Here is an 18,428-nt window from a genome sequence, read left to right on the forward strand (position 1 = left end):
CACCTGATCCCTTCCCGAACTCAGAAGTGAAACCTCTTCGCGCTGATGGTAGTGTGGCACTTGCCATGTGAGAGTAAGTCATCGCCAGCTTTTAATTCTAAAACACCCCTTAACTAACGTTAAGGGGTGTTTTTTATCGGCTAAAAGAATGAAAAACAGTCTCATCATCAGATAAATGAAAGAAAAATAAACCACAGGGGTATCACACTCGAAATGGTCAAATGATTTGCTTTTCTATATCTTAAATTTGAATAAGGTTATCACCAATCAAGTTTTGTATATTGCTTTTTCATATATAGACTGCATTTTCTCTTATAACTTGTGGAATAGGTTACAGATGGGTTGGGAAGGTTGGCTATCTTTAGCGCTTACCATTGGTGGGTTACTCACGTTAATATTTTCTCGGTTAGCGCCGCATGTTGTGATGATGACGATTCTCACGATCCTAAGTGTGACAGGGGTTTTGACAGCAACTGAGGCATTAGCAGGATTTAGTAATTCAGGACTAATTACGGTTGCAGCGATGTTTGTCGTGGCAGCAGGGATTTCTAACTCAGGTGGAATTGATCTGTTTGTCAATAAGCTGCTTGGCAGCCCTAAAACTGAACGTATGGCATTATTACGCTTCTTCTTACCAATCGCTCCACTGGCTGCTTTCTTAAATAACACGCCTGTCGTGGCAACCATGATTCCCGCATTAAATACGTGGTCAAAAAAGATCGGGATTTCTCCTTCAAAGTTAATGATTCCACTGAGTTACACTGCAATTTTGGGTGGTACTGTCACTTTGATTGGTACCAGTACCAACTTGGTGGTCAATAGCCAATATCAGGCGATTACGGGAGAAGCAGGATTCGGTTTATTTGATATCACGATTATTGGTTTGCCTGTTGCTTTATTGGGTATGGCTGCAATGTATTGGTTTGCGCCGATTCTTTTACCTGATCGTAAAGAAGAGGGGGTGTTCTCAAATCTGCGTGAATTTACTTTGGAGGTGGTTGTTAGCCCGAATGGTCCATTGGTTGGAAAGTCGGTGACTGCTGCTGGGCTAAGAAATTTAAAACGTGTGTATTTAGTTGAGATTGAGCGCCAACAAACTGTGCTTACTGCCGTTTCATCAGATGAAATCTTATATGGCGATGATCGACTCGTATTTGCTGGTGATACAGAAGCAATTACCGAATTATTAAAAATTAAAGGACTTGAAGCTCTACATAACTTGGATCATAAATCATCCTTGGAAGAACAAAAGTCAGGTCGTTGTTTGGTTGAAGCTGTAGTTTCACCACATTGCGATGCTATCGGAAGTTCAATTCGGGATGATCAGTTCAGAAATCGTTATGGTGCAGTTGTATTGGCTGTTGCTCGTAATGGTGAACGTGTAAAAGGGGGGTTGTCGAATATCAATTTACAAGGTGGCGATACCTTATTGCTAGAAGCACGTCCAGCTTTCGTATCACGTCAGAAATATAATAAAGATTTTTTATTGATTAATGAGCTGGATCATGAACAGCCTAAACATGAAAAAGCTTTATTATCTTGGATCATTTTAATTGTTGCCGTATTGTGTGCTGGTTTTAGTGTTTTATCTATGTTGAATGCGGCCTTGCTTGCAGCAGGAGCAATGCTATTTACAGGTTGTATTTCAGTTCGGCAGGCTGAAAAAAGTTTGGATTTGACCGTCTTAATTACCATTGCCGCTTCTTTTGCTTTAGGTGCTGCTTTATATAAAACAGGTGTGGCAGAAATTCTAGCCAATATGATTGTGCATTTGAGTGCTGGCGATGCAATTCTATTGCTCATTTTAACCTATTGTACTGTATCGATCGTTACTGAGTTTATTACCAACAATGCTGCTGCTTTACTTACCTTGCCTGTCGTTCTCGAAATGACGATGCAAGCAAATTTGAACCCTATTCCTTTTGTGATTGCGGTGATGATGGCAGCATCAGCAAGTTTCGCCACGCCTTTTGGTTATCAAACTAACCTTATGGTTTTAGGGCCTGGTAAGTATCGTCCTATCGACTTCTTGAAAGTGGGTATTCCTATGAATTTATTCATTGGTAGCATCACGATTATGCTGATTATTTGGGTTTTCCCTCTTAATGCAATTTGATACCTTTTAATCTGAAAAAGACCTAAGCACTGCTTCAAAAAGCAGTGCAAGTCAATCGTGTAGAGCCGCCGATCATAGATCCTTACAATCACATTTAAACTAATCTAATTAAAAAAATAACCAATTATTTTGCCAAGCGCTTGCTTGGTTTTGGTGGTTTTGATACCTTAGTGCTCATATAAATATTTAAAAACGATGATCAATAATTGCTAGGAAGCACAGTATGCAACTTAATCCGATGTACTATAATGAACAACATCAAGCCTTTGCTGATAATGTCCGTCGATTTGTGCAAAAAGAAATGGCGCCATTTGTAAATGAATGGGACGAAGCTGAAACTTTTCCAAGAGAACTTTATAAAAAAGCGGCAGAGATTGGCTTACTTGGTCTAGGCTTTGGTGAGGAATATGGTGGTATTCCTGATGCTGATCCATTCTATTCTCTATTGGCTGGTGTCGAAATGGCGAAAGCAGGATCGGGTGGGGTACATATTTCGTTGATGGTACATACCATTGGTGCTCCACCGATTCAGCATTTCGGTAGTGAGGAATTAAAAGCCAAAGTATTGCCAGGTATTATCTCAGGGGAGAAGATTTCTGCTTTAGCCATTACTGAGCCAGGTGGTGGTTCAGATGTAGCAGCTTTACAAACCAAAGCGATTCGTGACGGTGATGATTATATTGTTACTGGTGAGAAGACCTTTATTACCTCTGGTATCCGTGCGGATTACTATACGGTTGCTGTGAGAACTGACCCAACTAAAACTGGGGCTGAAGGTATTTCAATGCTGTTGATTGATGCGCATAGTGACGGTATTACTAAAACGCCATTAAAGAAAATGGGTTGGTGGGCTTCTGATACAGCGCATTTGCATTTTGATCAAGTACGTGTGCCTGCATCGAATTTGCTGGGTAAGGAAAACTCTGGTTTTAAAGTAATTATGAATAACTTTAATATGGAGCGTTTTTTCTTGGGCGTGGTTGCTTATGGTTATGCGCAGGTTTGTTATGAAGAAGCTTTGGATTGGGCACAACAGCGTAAAACGTTTGGTAAACGTTTGATCGATCATCAAGTGGTTCGTCACAAGTTAGTGGATATGGCAACACAATTGACCACAACGCGTGCCTTGCTTGAAGAGACGGCTTGGAAAATGACGCAACCGCAATTACAAGGGGCAGAGTTGGTTGCTCAAATTTCGATGTTGAAGAATGTAGCAACGCGCACCATGCAATTCTGTGCTGATGCTGCCGTACAGACTTTAGGTGGTATGGGCTTTATGCGTGGAACCAAGTCCGAGCGTATTTACCGTGAAGTGAAGGTCAATATGATTGGCGGTGGTGCTGAAGAAATTATGAAGGATTTGATTAGTAAACAGTTGGGTTATTGATCTTTATATGTGGGAGACTATTTTATTGACTCAATCCAATAGTTTCCTTTCCCTTCTGGGTGAACTGCGATATACCAAAGTGATGAATCTTTAGCGTATACGAAAAATTGAAATCCCTGATCCTGCATTTCCTTTTTTGTACCTCGATTTACACTACTTATTTTAATTGGAATTGCGCCATGATCGCTAAAATACTGTAGGTCTGTTGGTGAAAAAGTAAAAGAGCCTTTACCTTTATTCAAGTCTAGATCATTGTTTCAACAATATTTTTTGTGCTTGGTGGTAAAATTGGAGGTAACCAACCTCGTTCAAAAGCATGTTCAGCTTTCGCATGCTGCAAATCTGTAAATTTGGTTGTAACGATATCATCTGCACAACCGAGTATTAGACTGGAAAGTAATATTATAGTTATGCGTTGCATATATTCTGCTCAGGAAACTAAAATGAAATTATTCATTATTTCACTGCCATTTCCCAAATCATTTCAGTTAGTTCATCAATTTTGACTTTTCCTTCTGATCTATACCACGTTACAGACCAAGAAATAGAGCCACCGACTAAACGACGCCAGATAAAAGCATCATGTTTGATCTTGCCTTTAGTACGTAACTTTTCGATGACATCGAGCCAAACTTGCTCATATTCATTGCGCATTTTAAGTAGATATTCTTGTTTTTCTTTAGAAAGGGCAAACCATTCATGTACCAATACAGCCATGGCAGCGCCAGTATCACCAGTAATTGAAATCAGTTCAGCTTTGATTAAATCACGGAGTTGTTGCTCGGGATCATTTGAGCGTTCAGCCGCTTCTTTTAAACGAGCAAAGTTATAAATGATGGTTTGCTCCATCACGGTCGCTAAAATTTCGTCTTTGCTTTTGAAGTGATGGAATAGGCTGCCCGATTGAATGCCAATGAATTCACCGAGCTGGCGGACGGTAGTTTTGTCATAACCCTGTTTATAAAACAAATACGCGGCACCAAGCAGTAAACGTCCACGAGGGCTGTCATCAAAACAAACAATTTTGGGTATTTGTTCAATTGAGGTTGCAATCATGCCAGTCCGTTATCCCGTTAAATCGAAGTGTATTGTAACAAAATTCATTTCATGAATTGTCTTATCTTTTTATAACAAGCATTTGCTTATAAAAGTCCATTTTTGCCAATACAGCATATCATTATGTACTTTACAAACCAAGCACTTGCTTGGTAATGTTGAGGTGTTTCTGAAATAACAATGAGAAAGCTCATGACAAGCGTCAAACAGGATGACCAAAAAGTGGTAAAAATTGGGTGTGCTTCAGGCTTTTGGGGGGATACCAATACCGCGGCTTTCCAATTGGTTCACCTTAGTGATATCAACTATTTAGTTTTTGATTATCTGTCTGAAATTACCATGTCGATCATGGCAAAAGCAATGATGGCTGATCCAAGTCATGGCTATGCATTGGATTTTGTCAGTCGAGTGATGTCTCCTTTAATCAATAAAATTGCTGAGAAAAAAATTAAAGTTATTAGCAATGCAGGTGGTGTCAATCCATTGGCATGTCGTGATGCTTTACAAAAAATCATTGATGAGAAAGGCTTAGATCTTAAAGTTGCAGTGGTACTTGGTGATGATGCTTTGCCAAAACATGCTGAATTATTAAAACAAAATGTGCAGGAAATGTTTAATGGTGAGCCTTTGCCAGATCATGTTGCCAGTAGTAATGCCTATCTCGGTGCAGTCGCGATCCGCGATGCCTTGGACTTGGGTGCGGATATTGTGATTACGGGGCGTGTGGTGGATTCTGCTGTTGTTCTTGCTCCATTATTACATGAGTACAAATGGTCGTTGGATGATTATGACAAGTTGGCACAGGGTTCACTGGCAGGGCATGTGATTGAATGTGGTGCGCAATGTACAGGCGGTAATTTTACCGATTGGCGTTTGGTTGAAGGCTTTGACAATATGGGCTTTCCAATTGTGGAAGTGAGTGCCGATGCATCATTTATTGTCACCAAGCCAAAAGGTACTGGCGGATTAGTTTCGACAGCCACAGTTGCCGAACAGATTGTTTATGAAATTGGTCATCCACAAGCCTATCTTTTACCTGATGTAACGGCTGATTTTAGCCAAGTCCATTTAGAACAAGTAGGTGAAGATCGTGTCAAAGTGATAGGCGCAGTAGGTCGTGCACCAACATCTCAATATAAAGTCAGTGCGACCTATGCTGATGGTTATCGTGTCTTGGTCAGTTTCCTTATTGCTGGACGTGAAGCACCAGCAAAAGCGCAAGTGATTGCGGATGCGATCATCAATAAATGTGAACGCGTTTTAGCATTGCGTTCAGTGCCAGCATTTAGTGAAAAATCAGTCGAAATTCTAGGCATTGAAAGTACTTATGGTGCACATGCCAAAGTCAAAGATAGCCGTGAAGTGGTGGTGAAAATTGCAGTTAAACATATCTTTAAAGAAGCCTGCATGTTCTTTGCATCTGAGATTGCTCAAGCTTCTACAGGGATGGCACCAGCTTTGGCAGGGATTGTGGGTGGTCGCCCTAAAGCATCCTCAGTGGTGAAATTATTTTCGTTCCTAATTGATAAAGATCAAATCAAGGTTGAAGTTGACTTTGCTGGGCAACGTCATCCAGTCGAAATTCCTACAGGACAAGCTGCACAAGATATTGCACTCCACTCCGTCGGTGAAATTGCAACTTATCAAGGTGATGAGATTGAGGTGCCTTTAATTGAAGTTGCACATGCGCGAAGTGGCGATAAGGGCAATCATAGCAATATTGGTGTGATCGCACGTCAAGCGGAATATCTCCCTTGGATTCGTGCCGCCCTAACTGAAGCAAATGTTGCGGAATATATGCAGCATGTTTTAGATCCTGAAAAATCTAAGGTGATTCGTTACGAGTTGCCTGCGATGCATGCATTGAATTTTATGTTGGAGAATGCGCTCGGTGGTGGAGGGATTGCCAGTTTACGTATAGATCCACAAGGTAAGGCATTTGCACAGCAATTATTGGATATGCCTGTGAAAATCCCAGCAAAGTTGTTAGAAAAATAAAGTAAAAGGATGTAGAGCAAAATGAGTTATCAATCAATTTTCAGAACTGATGCATTTGCCGACAAAGTGATTATTGTCACGGGGGGAGGCTCTGGTATTGGGCGCTGTACTGCACATGAGCTGGCATCTTTGGGTGCGCAAGTGGTGATTACGGGACGCAAAATTGAAAAGCTAGAAAAAGTCAGCCAAGAAATTATTGAAGATGGGGGTAAAGTCCATTTCATCGTCTGTGATAACCGTGACGAAGAACAAGTTAAAAATATGATTGCTGAGGTGCTTGAAAAATTCGGCAAGCTGAATGGTCTAGTGAATAACGCGGGTGGTCAGTTTCCTTCTGCACTCGAAAATATTTCTGCCAATGGCTTCGATGCCGTGGTTCGGAATAATTTACATGCGACTTTTTACCTAATGCGTGAAGCCTACAATCAATGGATGGCAAAGCATGGCGGTAGTATTGTCAACATGACCGCAGATATGTGGGGCGGTATGCCAGGTATGGGGCATTCTGGTGCGGCACGTTCAGGCGTGGATAATCTGACCAAAACCGCTTCGGTAGAATGGGGTAAATCAGGCGTACGTGTCAATGCAGTCGCACCGGGTTGGATTATTTCCTCTGGTATGGATAATTACAGCGGTGATTTTGCCAAAGTGATTATTCCAAGTTTAGCCAGTAATGTGCCTTTAAAGCGTATGGGCACTGAGTCTGAAATTTCCTCAGCCATTTGCTACTTACTTTCTGATGCGGCTGCTTTTGTTTCAGGGGTAACTTTACGTATTGATGGGGCTGCCTCACAAGGGACACGGATGTATCCATTGGCAGATGCCAGCAATAATGAAGCATTTAATGGTTTCCATCGTGCGTTTATTCCAGATATTTTTAAAAACCAAGCTGAAGGAGAATAAGGATGACCATTCTCCAATCTGAAATAGCCGTGGGTAGTGAGCAATACCAGCAAAACCGAGAGGCTTTACTCGCTCAGCTTGCCGACGTTCGTGCTGTACAGCAAAAAAGCATTGATAAATCATACGCTGCGAAGCCTAAGTTTGATAAGAAAGGCAAAATCTTGCCGCATGAGCGTGTACGTTTATTGCTTGATGCAGATTCACCATTTGTCGAGCTATGTGGCTTAGTCGGTTACAACATGCATGATGATAAAGATGGTTCCGAAGCTGGTGGGGGCATCATTGCTGGGATCGGTTTTGTAAGTGGGGTACGCGCTTTAGTCTCTGCCAGTAATAGTGCTATTAAAGGTGGCACCATGTCGCCGATGGGCGTTCAGAAAACTTTACGGTTGCAAAAAATTGCGCTTGAACAAAAACTACCGATGGTGACATTGACCGAGAGTGGCGGGGCAAACTTAAATTATGCAGCAGAAGTGTTTACCTATGGCGGGATGACGTTTGCCAATCAAGCACGATTATCTGCAGCAGGAATTCCACAAGTCGCAGTTGTACATGGCAATGCAACCGCTGGTGGTGCATACCAACCGGGTTTGTCTGACTATGTGATTGCCGTACGTAAGCAAACTGAAATGTTGTTGGCAGGTCCACCTTTGTTACTCGCTGCAACTGGTGAAGTGGCAACTGCTGAGGAGCTCGGTGGTGCAGAAATGCATACCCAAGTATCTGGTGTGGCGGAATATTTAGCTGAAAATGATGCCGATGGTATTCGTCTGGCACGAGAAATCTTTGAGCATCTGAATTGGAAAGAACAAAGCACTCGTCCCGATCAAGCGTACAAAGAACCTCGTTATTCAGCAGAAGAGCTGTTAGGCATTATCCCGCAAGATCCAAAACAACCTTTCGATATGAAAGAGATTGTTGCACGCATCATTGATGATTCGGATTTCCTAGAATTTAAACAAGAATACGATGCTTTAACCGTATGTGGCTGGGCAAAAATGGGTGGTATGCATATTGGTATCATTACCAATAATGGCCCGATTACTCCACAAGGTGCGGTCAAGGCTGCGCAGTTTATTCATCTCTGTGAACAGACCCAACGCCCACTTTTATTCTTGCACAATACTACGGGCTTTATGGTCGGAACCGATGCTGAACAAAACGGCATTATTAAACATGGTTCCAAGTTGATTCAGGCTGTTGCCAATGCCACTGTGCCTAAAATTTCGATCATTGTCGCTGGCTCTTATGGGGCAGGTAATTATGCGATGTGTGGGCGTAGTCTTTCACCGCAATTTATTTTTGCATGGCCAAACTCGCATGTTGCGGTCATGGGGGCAGCGCAGGCGGGCAAAGTCTTGCGGATCGTGGCTGAGGGTAAACAGAAAGCTTCAGGCATGGAACCTAATCCGCAGATGCTGGATTTCCTTGAGCAAAGTACCTCGATGAAGTTAGAACAACAATCGACGGCCTTATTCAATACGGCAATGTTGCATGACGACGGCATTATCGACCCACGAGATACCCGTAAAGTATTGATCTTCTTGTTACAGACCATTTATGAAGCACAGCAACGTGAGTTAAATCCAACAAGATTTGGCGTATCACGTTTCTAATTCAACACAAAATTTAGGCAATAAAAATATTTAGGAAAAAACCATGAAATTTACCGCAGAGCATGATGCCTTACGCCGTACCACACGCCAGTTTGTAGAAAATGAATTGAATCCCTTTATTCCTGAGTGGGAAGAAGCAGGGCGTTTCCCAATTCATGATGTATTTAAGAAAATGGGAGATTTGGGTTTATTAGGCATTTGTAAACCTGAAGAAAATGGCGGTTTGGGTTTAGATTATTCTTATAACCTTGTGGTCGCAGAGGAGTTGGGCCGTGCTGCATGTGGCGGTGTGCCGCTTGCGATTGGTGTGCAAACTGATATGGCAACACCTGCGTTGGCTCGCTTTGGTCGTAAAGAACTTCGAGATGAATTTCTCAATCCAGCCATTCTGGGTGAATATGTCGCCGCGATTGCTGTTTCAGAGGTACATGCGGGTTCTGATGTGGCTGCGATTAAAACCACAGCTAAAAAAGACGGTGGTGACTATGTCATCAACGGCAGCAAAATGTGGATTACCAACTCGCTCCAAGCGGATTTCTTTTGTCTACTTGCCAACACTTCGGATGATAAACCGCACGTCAATAAGTCGATGATCATTGTGCCTGCCAAGACAGCAGGGATTAGCTTTTCCGAGCCACTCAATAAGTTGGGCATGCGTTCGACCACGACCGCTCAAGTTTATTTTGACAATGTGCGCGTACCACAGCGTAATCTAGTTGGTGCGGAAGGCATGGGCTTTATGATGCAGATGATGCAGTTCCAAGAAGAACGGATGTGGGCTTGTGCCAATGCAGTCGGTGGTATGGAAAAAGTGATTCAGCAAACCATTGATTATGCGAAAGAGCGGACGACTTTTGGTCAGCCATTGATTAATAACCAGTATGTGCACTTCCGTTTTGCAGAGCTGATGACTGAAGTTGAAGCATTGCGAGCACTGACGAATCAAGCCTGTGAACAACATATTGCAGGGGAAAATGTCACCATGTTGGCATCAATGGCAAAACTCAAAGCAGGGCGTTTAAGCCGTGAAGTAGCAGATAGCTGCCTGCAATATTGGGGGGGGAATGGTTTCATGTGGGATAATCCAGCATCGCAATTGTTCCGTGATGGGCGTTTAGGCTCGATTGGTGGTGGTGCGGATGAGATTATGCTGGGGATCATTTGTAAACTCATGGATATCTTGCCGAAGAAACAGAAGAACTAGGAGAAGAATGATGACACTTTCAGCTTCTCTTGCGCGTTTAGATGTCGATGACAGCATTCAACTTGAACAAGAAGGCAGTATTTTAACGCTTTGGCTGAATCGTCCTGAGAGTCGTAATGCCATGAGTTTAAACATGGTCAATACCATTCAACAGGTCTTTGCGCATATCTCTGATGATGCTTCGATCCGAGCCGTGATTCTGCGCGGTAAAGGCGGTCACTTCTGTGCAGGAGGTGACATTAAGGATATGGCGGCACTTCGTGTAGAAGCTGCCAATGCAGGTAGCTTACAGCCTTATGTTGATTTTAATCGCCGCTTTGGTGCCATGATTGAATATGTGGATCAAGCACCGCAAACTGTGGTGGTCGTGCTTGAGGGTGCAATATTGGGCGGTGGTTTTGGTTTGGCTTGTGTCTCTGATATTGCGATTAGCCGTAATGATGCCCAATTTGGTTTGCCCGAAACGGGACTAGGCATATTGCCTGCGCAAATTGCACCTTTTGTGGTGAAACGTATTGGTTTGACTCAAGCACGTCGTTTGGCATTATTGGGTTTACGTTTTAACGGTGAGGCCGCATTAACGTACGGGGTGGTGCATCAAGTCGCTCAAAATGATGCCGAACTAGAACAACAGCTTGCTGAAACGATCCAACTGATTAAGCGTGCTGCACCATTGGCCTCTCGCGCAACTAAAGCCTTATTACATCGCACTTTAAATGAACCTTTAACTGTACTTTTGGATGATGCTGCACAGCAGTTTGCACAAGCGGTCGGTGGTGCAGAAGGCCAAGAGGGCACGATGGCATTTATTCAAAAACGTTTGCCAAATTGGACGTGAACAGTGAAATAGCAAAGCATCGCTTTGCCACTGTGCAAGCGAAAAGCTATGCTTTGAGGAACATAAAATGAAATTTTCAAAAGTATTAGTGGCCAACCGTGGCGAAATTGCGGTGCGGGTGATGGAAACGGCCAAAGCAATGGGCTATCAAACCGTTGCTGTATATTCCGATGTTGATGCCAATGCCCGACATGTTCAGGTTGCAGACGAAGCTGTGTATATCGGTGCATCTAAAGTTTCAGAATCTTATCTGTCGATTGCCAATATTATTGAAGCCTGTCAAAAGACAGGTGCTGATGCGGTCCATCCAGGATATGGTTTTTTGTCAGAAAATACTGACTTTGCACAAGCCTGCAGTGATCATGGTATTACTTTTATTGGTCCGAATGCCGCAGCAATTCATTTGATGGGTAGCAAGCGATTATCCAAAATTGCCATGATTGAGGCTGGTGTGCCGTGTGTACCGGGTTATGAAGGTGACCAACAGGATATTGAATACCTTGCTGAACAGGCAGAAAAAATCGGTTTCCCTTTAATGGTGAAAGCATCGGCTGGTGGTGGTGGGCGCGGTATGCGTTTGGTACACCAAGCTGTTGACGTATTGGAGGCTTTGAAAACTGCACGTTCTGAAGCTGAAAATGCTTTTGGTTCAGGTGAGCTGATTATTGAAAAAGCGGTCATCGCACCTCGCCATGTTGAGATACAAGTGTTTGGGGATACGCATGGTCATTATGTGTATTTGTTCGAACGTGATTGTTCGATTCAACGCCGTCATCAAAAGGTGGTTGAAGAAGCACCGTGTCCAGTCATGACCCCTGAATTACGCAAAAAAATGGGTGAGGCTGCGGTTGCTGCGGCCAAAGCTTGTGATTACATCGGTGCGGGTACGGTAGAGTTTCTACTTGATCAATCAGGCGAATTTTATTTCTTGGAAATGAACACGCGTTTGCAAGTTGAACACCCCGTGACAGAAATGATTACAGGGCTTGATTTGGTTGAATGGCAATTACGAGTCGCCAATGGTGAAACTTTACCATTACAGCAACATGAACTGACCTTAAATGGTCATGCGATCGAAGTACGTTTGTATGCTGAAGATCCGCGTCAGGATTTTTTACCGCAAACAGGCAAAGTGTTACGTTGGCAACCTGCGGAGTTGCCGAATGTTCGTATTGATCATGGCATGTTGGAGCAAGGTGAAATTAGCCCATTCTATGACCCGATGGTGGCTAAAGTGATTGCCTATGGCAAAACACGTCAGGATGCAATTCGCCTACTGGCAAGAGCGGTCGATGATTGCGTGCTTTTGGGAGTGAATAGTAATAAACAATTCCTGTCTAATTTGTTACGTCATCCGATTATTGTCGCTGGGGATACCAATACCGCATTTATCCAGCAGCATTTTCAGGATGATGTGAGTCTGCATCAGCAAGTGTTAGAGCTTGAGACTTTGGCTGTTGCTGCCGCATTATTTACTCAACAAAATCAGTCCAATCAAGCGTGGCAAACCGGCGTTTCAGTTCCGTTCCCATTAAGATTGAAATATGCTGACCAGCAACTATTGTTGCATGTTCAGTCAAATCATTATCAAGTCACGGTTCAACTATGCGACCAACATGCTACGGTTGATTTGATCGATATTGTTGACGGGACAATTGTCTATCAAGCCAATGGTATACGCCGTAAGCTGAATTATGTTTTGGATCAGAATCAACTGTATTTAGATGCAGGCAATGGCAACATTGTGATTGAAAATAGCACCTATGCAGCGCCTGAAGCCGCAGAGGTTATTGGTGATGGCAAAATCCGTGCACCTATGGATGGTGCAATCGTTAATCTTTTGGTCAATGTCGGTGATATGGTGAGCAAAGGGCAGACCTTATTGGTGTTGGAAGCAATGAAGATTCAGCAACAAATCAAGTCTGATGTTGATGGGGTTGTTGATGAGTTAATTGGCCAAGTCGGACAACAAGTGAAAAAACGGCAATTACTGTTAAATGTTTCGATTGCCTAATCCATATTGAATAAAAAGCTAGGTCAATCGACCTAGCTTTTTAATAAGGCGAATACAGGTGCTAATGAGCCTGTAGTATTTCCTTTTAATTCCTGTATCGCAAATTCTGCTAAAGCTTGTTCATGCGCCAGTAAATATTTTAGAAAATCTTGGGTATCGGCATCTGCATGTTGATTCATGCGTTCAAAGGTCGCCATAAATGGTTTTGTCCCTTGTTTGAGTAAGCGCATCGCGAGTTTCCAAGGGAGCTTTGCCATTACAATACCCGATGCTTTGGCCTGTAGTTTGATATGAGGTCGAATCGAGGCAGTTCTCCCTTGTTCTTTTAAAAACAGTTGGAGTTTTTGCAGTGTTTGGGTTTCCAGTTGCGCCAATATCTGCCATTTGTGTTGTTGGTCAACTGAACGCGAGTACTTGGCTGCATTGAGAAAAATCAATTCACCCAATATTTCCGATTCAAGTGCAATATTGAGATCTTGTTGATAATTTGGATAAGTCATTCCTTTGATTTCCATAAAAATTAAGCGTGATTGTGCAAGGTGAATGTCTGTCTGTGGATCAGTATAAGTAAAAAATCCCAGAGGTGAAATAGTGACCATCCCGATCAATGGGATGGTACTTATTTTATGGGAACATGGTTGATCTTAATGTTTCTAGGCGCTGTTGATACTGTTGCTGCCATTCGGCCTCGGAGAGCTGATTTTTCAACGGTTGCATGTCTTGTTGTAATTGTTGTAATGCTTGCTGGTATTGATTCACTTGTTGCTGTTGTTGTATTTCACGTTGATCTCGACGTTGAATGTCTTGTCGTTCCTGTTCCGTGAGATAACGTTGCTGCAAGATCTGTTTTAAACGTTCAGTCTCGGCAGAATTGTTGTGGTTTTGATTGAGTAATTCAATGGATTGTTCATACAGTCCAATTTTGCTTTGTTGTTGAGTTGCATCTGGATATCGACGTTGCAATTCCTCGAAAGCTTTTAAACGTTGTTCTGCATTCAGATCTTTATTTTGCTTAATCTCTGCATAAGCAAATTTGTAATCCGCATAATTACGCTCTTGCCCAAAACCAAGCATCGCTTCAGCTTTTCCCAGCGTTTGTTCTCTTAATTTCCATAACGCATTGAAACGTTCTTGCGGAGATAAAGAGGTTGAAAGCACTGTACTTTGCATGTGCTGTTCATATTGCGGCATGCGTTTTAATAAATTTTCAACCAAATGCGCAAATTCTTGGTCAGGATAATCTGCCAATGCTTTTGCTAAAGCCGCATTACAGTCTTGTACATGACAATTCGCTTTAAAGTTATTCAAAAATTGAGTGATATTTCCAGGTTGCTTCTGAAGCACTTGTAATTGTCTCAATAAGGATTCTTGAAAAAGCTCATATGTGGTTTTATTCTGCATAGTCTCATCTGTCGAATGCATTGTTGAATCATCAGAGATTGGCATGGTTTGGCTTTGTTGGATTGCAGCGGAAGAGGTGCTGCTCTTCCAAACTACAATCCCGACCAAGACCAATAAAACAATAACGATTGTCAGTAATAGTCTTTTATTCATCCACAGTATTCCGTTTTATGGATTGTAGTTAAAATGTCCCATTACAGGGAAATGGTCAGAAAGATCCCATGTCATAAACAGTGAGTCTGCGGTAGAACGTAAAATACGAACATCATTACGCGATTGAATCGGTTGGCGATGTGTATTTGAAGAAACCACATAATCCAAATATTCAACCGTCGTGCCACCTGAACCTGCGGCACCAGCCAGTTTGTTGATACGAGGATCAAATGTAGATTCGGTATAACCCGTGCTGACGGGTGCAGTCGCGTTCAGATTGGTAAGCATGTCTTGATAATCTTGCGGCCATAACAGCTTGTTGACATTAAAGTCTCCGCCCATCAACACAGCATCAAAACTCGGGATATTTTGTTGGTTGATTAACTGACGAATTTGCTGGAACTGAACTTGGCGTAACGCACGTGCTTCGGTGGTATCAAACGAAGCGGTATGCGTTGAGGTCACATGATATGCTTTACCGTTTTTGATAATTTCGGCATACAACACGCCTTTATCCGCAAAACAATCTGTCCCTGTACAATCTGGATAAATCTGTTGTGCTGTTTTCACAATAGGATAACGACTGACGATCACGAGACCACTATCAAATAAGTTATAACCTGAACCGACTGGGATATGTGTTTGATATGGATATTGTTGTGCCAGTTGATTCAACATCCCTGTACGAGAAGATGCAAATGCTTCTTGCATTAAAATCACATCATAACCATTTAAATGATTTGGAAGTTCTGCCAAACGCTCACTAATTTTACTTGCAACCATGGGTAGAGCGTAAATATTGTATGACAGTACTTTTAATTCATCTGCACTGCTTGAGATCGGTTCTTGGACAGTATTTTGATGGATGGTGTAATGAAAATCATCATAACCGCCTGTATATACTGCTTTAACCGCAGCCTGTGCCGATAAGCCTGCATAAGTGGTATTGATGCGATGAACATTGCGATCAGTATACCAAGGTGATGTAGTAGATGCCGTTTGGATGCCGTGCTTGATGGTACTTCCAGACCAAGTCCCCGTCATCGATTGTTTGAATGTTACTTGTGAGTTTCCACTCGAAACAATCGTATCAAAATTATAAGTCTGTCCAGATTTTAATCCTGAATAACGATTCATGCGCAGCACACGTTTGGTTTCATAAGGCGCAATTTGAGTTGCTTCTTGTGCCCACTGGTTTCCTTGTTCTAATGTTTGACTACCAGTATGGTTGACTTGTATTGATACAGTTTCAGGTGTGGTATTGGTAATGAACACATAAGAATCTGCCAGTGTATCTTGCATGGCAAAAGTACCCATCAGTAGTGTTGTTGCTACACTGAATTTAATATTTTTCAGCCCCATTTAATGTTTCTCCTTGTTGATAGTGCATTGCGTTGATGAATATCTTCAATCAAGCAATCTTGTTGATTTTCATTTTTGAAAATTAGTGTTGTTATTTGTTCGAAAATTATCATAATAAAATTTTGTTGCTAAATCATGTAATTTTTAAACCGTTCGTCTGATTCAGGAAAAAGCAATCTATATAGATGATTTTGAAATAGTCATTCGCTAATATTTTTTTTATTGCTGCGATAAACTTGATGGGAGGTATAGGTTCGAATATGAAAATTTATTATCTATTAATAGATTTTTTACACAAATAAAAAATCTGACAGGGTGATTGTCCCCTGACAGATTGAGTAAGGTAAATGAGAGGATTAAGCTTGATCTGCTGCGCTGATGGTCGCACTGGCTTGTTTGAGGCTATATAGCAATTGCCCTAGAAGAACATCTTTATTGCTTAAAGTCACCATGACCATTGGGTGGTGAGGTGCAGGAATTGACGTAATGATCGCTTTACCATTTTCTGCATCTAAAGTAATACTTTGACATCCTGTGAGTTGGATTTCATTGAGAAAAGCACTGACCATTGCCAGTATTGAACTACTTACCGCTGCGAGTTTGCTACTGTTATATGGATTTTTTTTATAAATTGAAGCAAGCTCAAAACCGTCAGTAGAGCAAAGCATAATATAGTCAATGCCTCGAATATTGATCAAAATGTCATTGGCTTGCGCTTTGGCCAGTTGAATCAGTTCTTTCGGCGCGGTACGTTGTTGGCTGGGAATACTGAACATAATTCTTCTCTTTTATAAAGTGATTAATTGGTAGCTTTTAAATTGACTTCTAGTGCGGCAATAAGTGATTCAATCATGAGTAAGATATGTTCTTGTTTGCGGGCATCTATAAAAAATAGTGGGTATTGATAGTTATTTTGGATTAACCAATCTCGATAGATCGAGGTGGATTGTCCTTTGTTTTCATCGACGTGTGTAATGCCAATGGAGATGTTTTGCGTATAGTCTTTAAATCTATCTAAATAGCCCTCAAGTTCTTCAAGTGGAACTTTACTATTGTGATCCACAAGAAGGACAACGCCTAATGCACCTTGGCAAATAACGGGCCAAATAAAGTCAAAACGAGTTTGTCCCGGTGTGCCATAAAGACCGATTTTGACCCCATCATCCAGTGTGATTTCACCGTAATCAATTCCTACCGTTGTTTCTACTTTATTATGTGCTTGAGTATCGGTATTGAATGCTTCAGTGGCAAGTACGGGAATTTCTGAAAGAGATTTGATCGCTTCAGTTTTTCCTGAACCCATACTTCCTGCGAAAACAATTTTATATTGTTGAAGTATCATATCATTCCTTAAAGACCAAAACGGCGTCTAATCTTGCCGAAAAATTTATTTAAAAAACCGTGTTGTTCTATCGTTTGTTCAGCAGCCTCTGTTTGTAAATAATGACTTTCCGAGGCTGAGACGATGCTGCCGTTGTTCGAAATAATGCAAGCAGCAATAAATTGTTGAACGGCTTGAATCGGTAGTTCTAATTGAGTAGCAACCTGATCAAGCTGAGCGCCTTGGATAAAACAAGCTGAAAGTTGCAGGGCTTTTTTTCGATCATTGTGTTGAGCAGGTTGTGGCCAATAATCTATTTTGTAATATTCATTTTCGTTAGGGGCTAAGCGTTGAAACTCTACAGAATGCCAAAACAGATTCCATAGCCAGTCTTGTAAGTTATATTCAACTTTACGCGACACTTTGGTGAAGTCAGAGGTTGTGGCAAAGTCATAATTAAAACTATGGTTGGTCTGGGTGTGGGTACGTGTGGGTTCTAGCCAAGCAATTTGGCTGCGAGTATCAATAATTGCTAAAGTGCCATGATCATCAAAGAGATGTAGGCGAGCATTTTCAGGATTTAACATATCTGTTAAAAACTTTTGATTGATTGCATCGTGTGTCGAGGCTACCTCGACTGTGGGTTGCTGTAATTGTTGATGAGATAAATAACTCAACAGGCGGAGATGAATCCAATTCTTTAATGCATCGGTGTGTTGGAACGGTAGAAACAGTGTGTTGTGTTGGTCGATGTGACAAGAACCTTGTCCCTTTGAAACTTTTAAACAAGGGAGTTGTTTTTGTTCTAAAATACGTTGGATCCCCTCGGTATCAAAAAAGTTTTCATTTATTAATAATAAGTCTATATTTGGATCGGCAATATTAATCCAATTAATGCCAAATTCGTGAGGTATTGTTTTTCTAAGTTCTAATTTTAATTCATCTGAAACTTTTAAACTTATACCTGAAATTGCGATATTAATGCAATGCCCATTCATAGTATCACTTTAATATTGTTAAATATCGGATTGAGCAATATTAGTCTTTTATAGAAAGACT

15 protein-coding genes, 1 rRNA gene and 1 pseudogene are annotated in these 18,428 nt (G+C 41.7%); 9 read left to right on the forward strand and 8 right to left on the reverse strand.

The window, feature by feature from the left end:
- The 3 genes from rrf to MMP72_RS07740 all read left to right on the forward strand — a co-directional run.
- Window positions 1–90 (forward strand): 5S ribosomal RNA (rrf, locus tag MMP72_RS07730); the annotation flags it as partial.
- A gap of 247 nt (window positions 91–337) precedes the next feature.
- Window positions 338–2,116, forward strand: coding sequence for an SLC13 family permease (locus tag MMP72_RS07735; RefSeq protein ID WP_241316085.1), 1,779 nt, complete (start codon window positions 338–340; stop codon window positions 2,114–2,116).
- Between the two features lie 223 nt (window positions 2,117–2,339).
- Complete coding sequence (locus MMP72_RS07740) at window positions 2,340–3,503, forward strand: acyl-CoA dehydrogenase family protein (RefSeq protein WP_241316087.1); 1,164 nt, start codon at window positions 2,340–2,342, stop codon at window positions 3,501–3,503.
- A gap of 17 nt (window positions 3,504–3,520) precedes the next feature.
- Here the strand turns inward: MMP72_RS07740 and MMP72_RS07745 are convergent.
- Window positions 3,521–3,924: pseudogene (locus MMP72_RS07745) on the reverse strand (hypothetical protein).
- A 35-nt stretch (window positions 3,925–3,959) separates the two neighbouring features.
- Entirely contained in the window at window positions 3,960–4,559 is a 600-nt protein-coding gene (locus MMP72_RS07750; RefSeq protein WP_241316089.1) for a TetR/AcrR family transcriptional regulator, read from the reverse strand.
- A gap of 192 nt (window positions 4,560–4,751) precedes the next feature.
- Between MMP72_RS07750 and MMP72_RS07755 the strand changes: the two genes are divergently transcribed.
- From MMP72_RS07755 to MMP72_RS07780, 6 genes are all read left to right on the forward strand, one after another.
- Entirely contained in the window at window positions 4,752–6,557 is a 1,806-nt protein-coding gene (locus MMP72_RS07755) for an acyclic terpene utilization AtuA family protein (RefSeq protein ID WP_241316091.1), read from the forward strand.
- A 21-nt stretch (window positions 6,558–6,578) separates the two neighbouring features.
- Window positions 6,579–7,460 carry an SDR family oxidoreductase gene (locus MMP72_RS07760; protein ID WP_241316094.1) on the forward strand — a complete coding sequence of 294 codons (882 nt, stop codon included), beginning with the start codon at window positions 6,579–6,581 and terminating at the stop codon, window positions 7,458–7,460.
- Window positions 7,461–7,462: 2 nt separating this feature from the next.
- Window positions 7,463–9,076 (forward strand): carboxyl transferase domain-containing protein, encoded by a 1,614-nt coding sequence (locus MMP72_RS07765; RefSeq protein ID WP_241316096.1) that lies wholly within the window; start codon window positions 7,463–7,465, stop codon window positions 9,074–9,076.
- A 43-nt stretch (window positions 9,077–9,119) separates the two neighbouring features.
- Entirely contained in the window at window positions 9,120–10,280 is a 1,161-nt protein-coding gene (locus tag MMP72_RS07770; protein WP_241316098.1) for an acyl-CoA dehydrogenase family protein, read from the forward strand.
- A gap of 10 nt (window positions 10,281–10,290) precedes the next feature.
- A complete protein-coding gene (locus tag MMP72_RS07775; RefSeq protein WP_241316100.1) occupies window positions 10,291–11,118 on the forward strand; it encodes an enoyl-CoA hydratase-related protein in 828 nt (275 codons plus the stop codon).
- A gap of 67 nt (window positions 11,119–11,185) precedes the next feature.
- Complete coding sequence (locus MMP72_RS07780; RefSeq protein ID WP_241316102.1) at window positions 11,186–13,132, forward strand: acetyl/propionyl/methylcrotonyl-CoA carboxylase subunit alpha; 1,947 nt, start codon at window positions 11,186–11,188, stop codon at window positions 13,130–13,132.
- Between the two features lie 32 nt (window positions 13,133–13,164).
- On the opposite strand, the gene MMP72_RS07785 is transcribed toward MMP72_RS07780, so the two are convergent.
- The 6 genes from MMP72_RS07785 to MMP72_RS07810 all read right to left on the reverse strand — a co-directional run bounded on the left by MMP72_RS07785 (window position 13,165) and on the right by MMP72_RS07810 (window position 18,367).
- Window positions 13,165–13,632: a hypothetical protein gene (locus MMP72_RS07785; RefSeq protein ID WP_241316105.1), complete on the reverse strand. Its 468-nt coding sequence runs from the start codon at window positions 13,630–13,632 to the stop codon at window positions 13,165–13,167.
- Between the two features lie 124 nt (window positions 13,633–13,756).
- The gene (locus MMP72_RS07790) at window positions 13,757–14,686 is read right to left on the reverse strand and encodes a lipase chaperone (RefSeq protein ID WP_241316106.1); all 930 of its coding nucleotides are present in this window, start codon (window positions 14,684–14,686) and stop codon (window positions 13,757–13,759) included.
- A gap of 15 nt (window positions 14,687–14,701) precedes the next feature.
- On the reverse strand, window positions 14,702–16,048 hold the full coding sequence (locus MMP72_RS07795) for a sphingomyelin phosphodiesterase (RefSeq protein ID WP_241316108.1): 1,347 nt from the start codon (window positions 16,046–16,048) through the stop codon (window positions 14,702–14,704).
- 356 nt (window positions 16,049–16,404) lie between these two features.
- Window positions 16,405–16,824 (reverse strand): roadblock/LC7 domain-containing protein, encoded by a 420-nt coding sequence (locus tag MMP72_RS07800; protein WP_241316111.1) that lies wholly within the window; start codon window positions 16,822–16,824, stop codon window positions 16,405–16,407.
- 23 nt (window positions 16,825–16,847) lie between these two features.
- Window positions 16,848–17,390: an ATP/GTP-binding protein gene (locus MMP72_RS07805; protein WP_241316113.1), complete on the reverse strand. Its 543-nt coding sequence runs from the start codon at window positions 17,388–17,390 to the stop codon at window positions 16,848–16,850.
- An 8-nt stretch (window positions 17,391–17,398) separates the two neighbouring features.
- The gene (locus MMP72_RS07810) at window positions 17,399–18,367 is read right to left on the reverse strand and encodes a hypothetical protein (RefSeq protein WP_241316115.1); all 969 of its coding nucleotides are present in this window, start codon (window positions 18,365–18,367) and stop codon (window positions 17,399–17,401) included.
- Between the last annotated feature and the right edge of the window lie 61 nt (window positions 18,368–18,428).

Origin of the sequence: Acinetobacter sp. NIPH 2699 (assembly GCF_022549355.1) — a bacterium.
Taxonomy (GTDB): domain Bacteria; phylum Pseudomonadota; class Gammaproteobacteria; order Pseudomonadales; family Moraxellaceae; genus Acinetobacter.

Bases quoted from the DNA above. Each gene is read 5' to 3' on its own strand.
- MMP72_RS07795 (WP_241316108.1), bottom strand. From the start codon at position 16,048: ATGGGGCTGAAAAATATTAAATTCAGTGTAGCAACAACACTACTGATG.
- MMP72_RS07770 (WP_241316098.1), top strand. From the start codon at position 9,120: ATGAAATTTACCGCAGAGCATGATGCCTTACGCCGTACCACACGCCAG.
- MMP72_RS07800 (WP_241316111.1), bottom strand. From the start codon at position 16,824: ATGTTCAGTATTCCCAGCCAACAACGTACCGCGCCGAAAGAACTGATT.
- MMP72_RS07805 (WP_241316113.1), bottom strand. From the start codon at position 17,390: ATGATACTTCAACAATATAAAATTGTTTTCGCAGGAAGTATGGGTTCA.
- MMP72_RS07765 (WP_241316096.1), top strand. From the start codon at position 7,463: ATGACCATTCTCCAATCTGAAATAGCCGTGGGTAGTGAGCAATACCAG.
- MMP72_RS07775 (WP_241316100.1), top strand. From the start codon at position 10,291: ATGACACTTTCAGCTTCTCTTGCGCGTTTAGATGTCGATGACAGCATT.
- MMP72_RS07810 (WP_241316115.1), bottom strand. From the start codon at position 18,367: ATGAATGGGCATTGCATTAATATCGCAATTTCAGGTATAAGTTTAAAA.
- MMP72_RS07750 (WP_241316089.1), bottom strand. From the start codon at position 4,559: ATGATTGCAACCTCAATTGAACAAATACCCAAAATTGTTTGTTTTGAT.
- MMP72_RS07785 (WP_241316105.1), bottom strand. From the start codon at position 13,632: ATGACTTATCCAAATTATCAACAAGATCTCAATATTGCACTTGAATCG.
- MMP72_RS07780 (WP_241316102.1), top strand. From the start codon at position 11,186: ATGAAATTTTCAAAAGTATTAGTGGCCAACCGTGGCGAAATTGCGGTG.
- MMP72_RS07755 (WP_241316091.1), top strand. From the start codon at position 4,752: ATGACAAGCGTCAAACAGGATGACCAAAAAGTGGTAAAAATTGGGTGT.
- MMP72_RS07760 (WP_241316094.1), top strand. From the start codon at position 6,579: ATGAGTTATCAATCAATTTTCAGAACTGATGCATTTGCCGACAAAGTG.
- MMP72_RS07735 (WP_241316085.1), top strand. From the start codon at position 338: ATGGGTTGGGAAGGTTGGCTATCTTTAGCGCTTACCATTGGTGGGTTA.
- MMP72_RS07790 (WP_241316106.1), bottom strand. From the start codon at position 14,686: ATGAATAAAAGACTATTACTGACAATCGTTATTGTTTTATTGGTCTTG.
- MMP72_RS07740 (WP_241316087.1), top strand. From the start codon at position 2,340: ATGCAACTTAATCCGATGTACTATAATGAACAACATCAAGCCTTTGCT.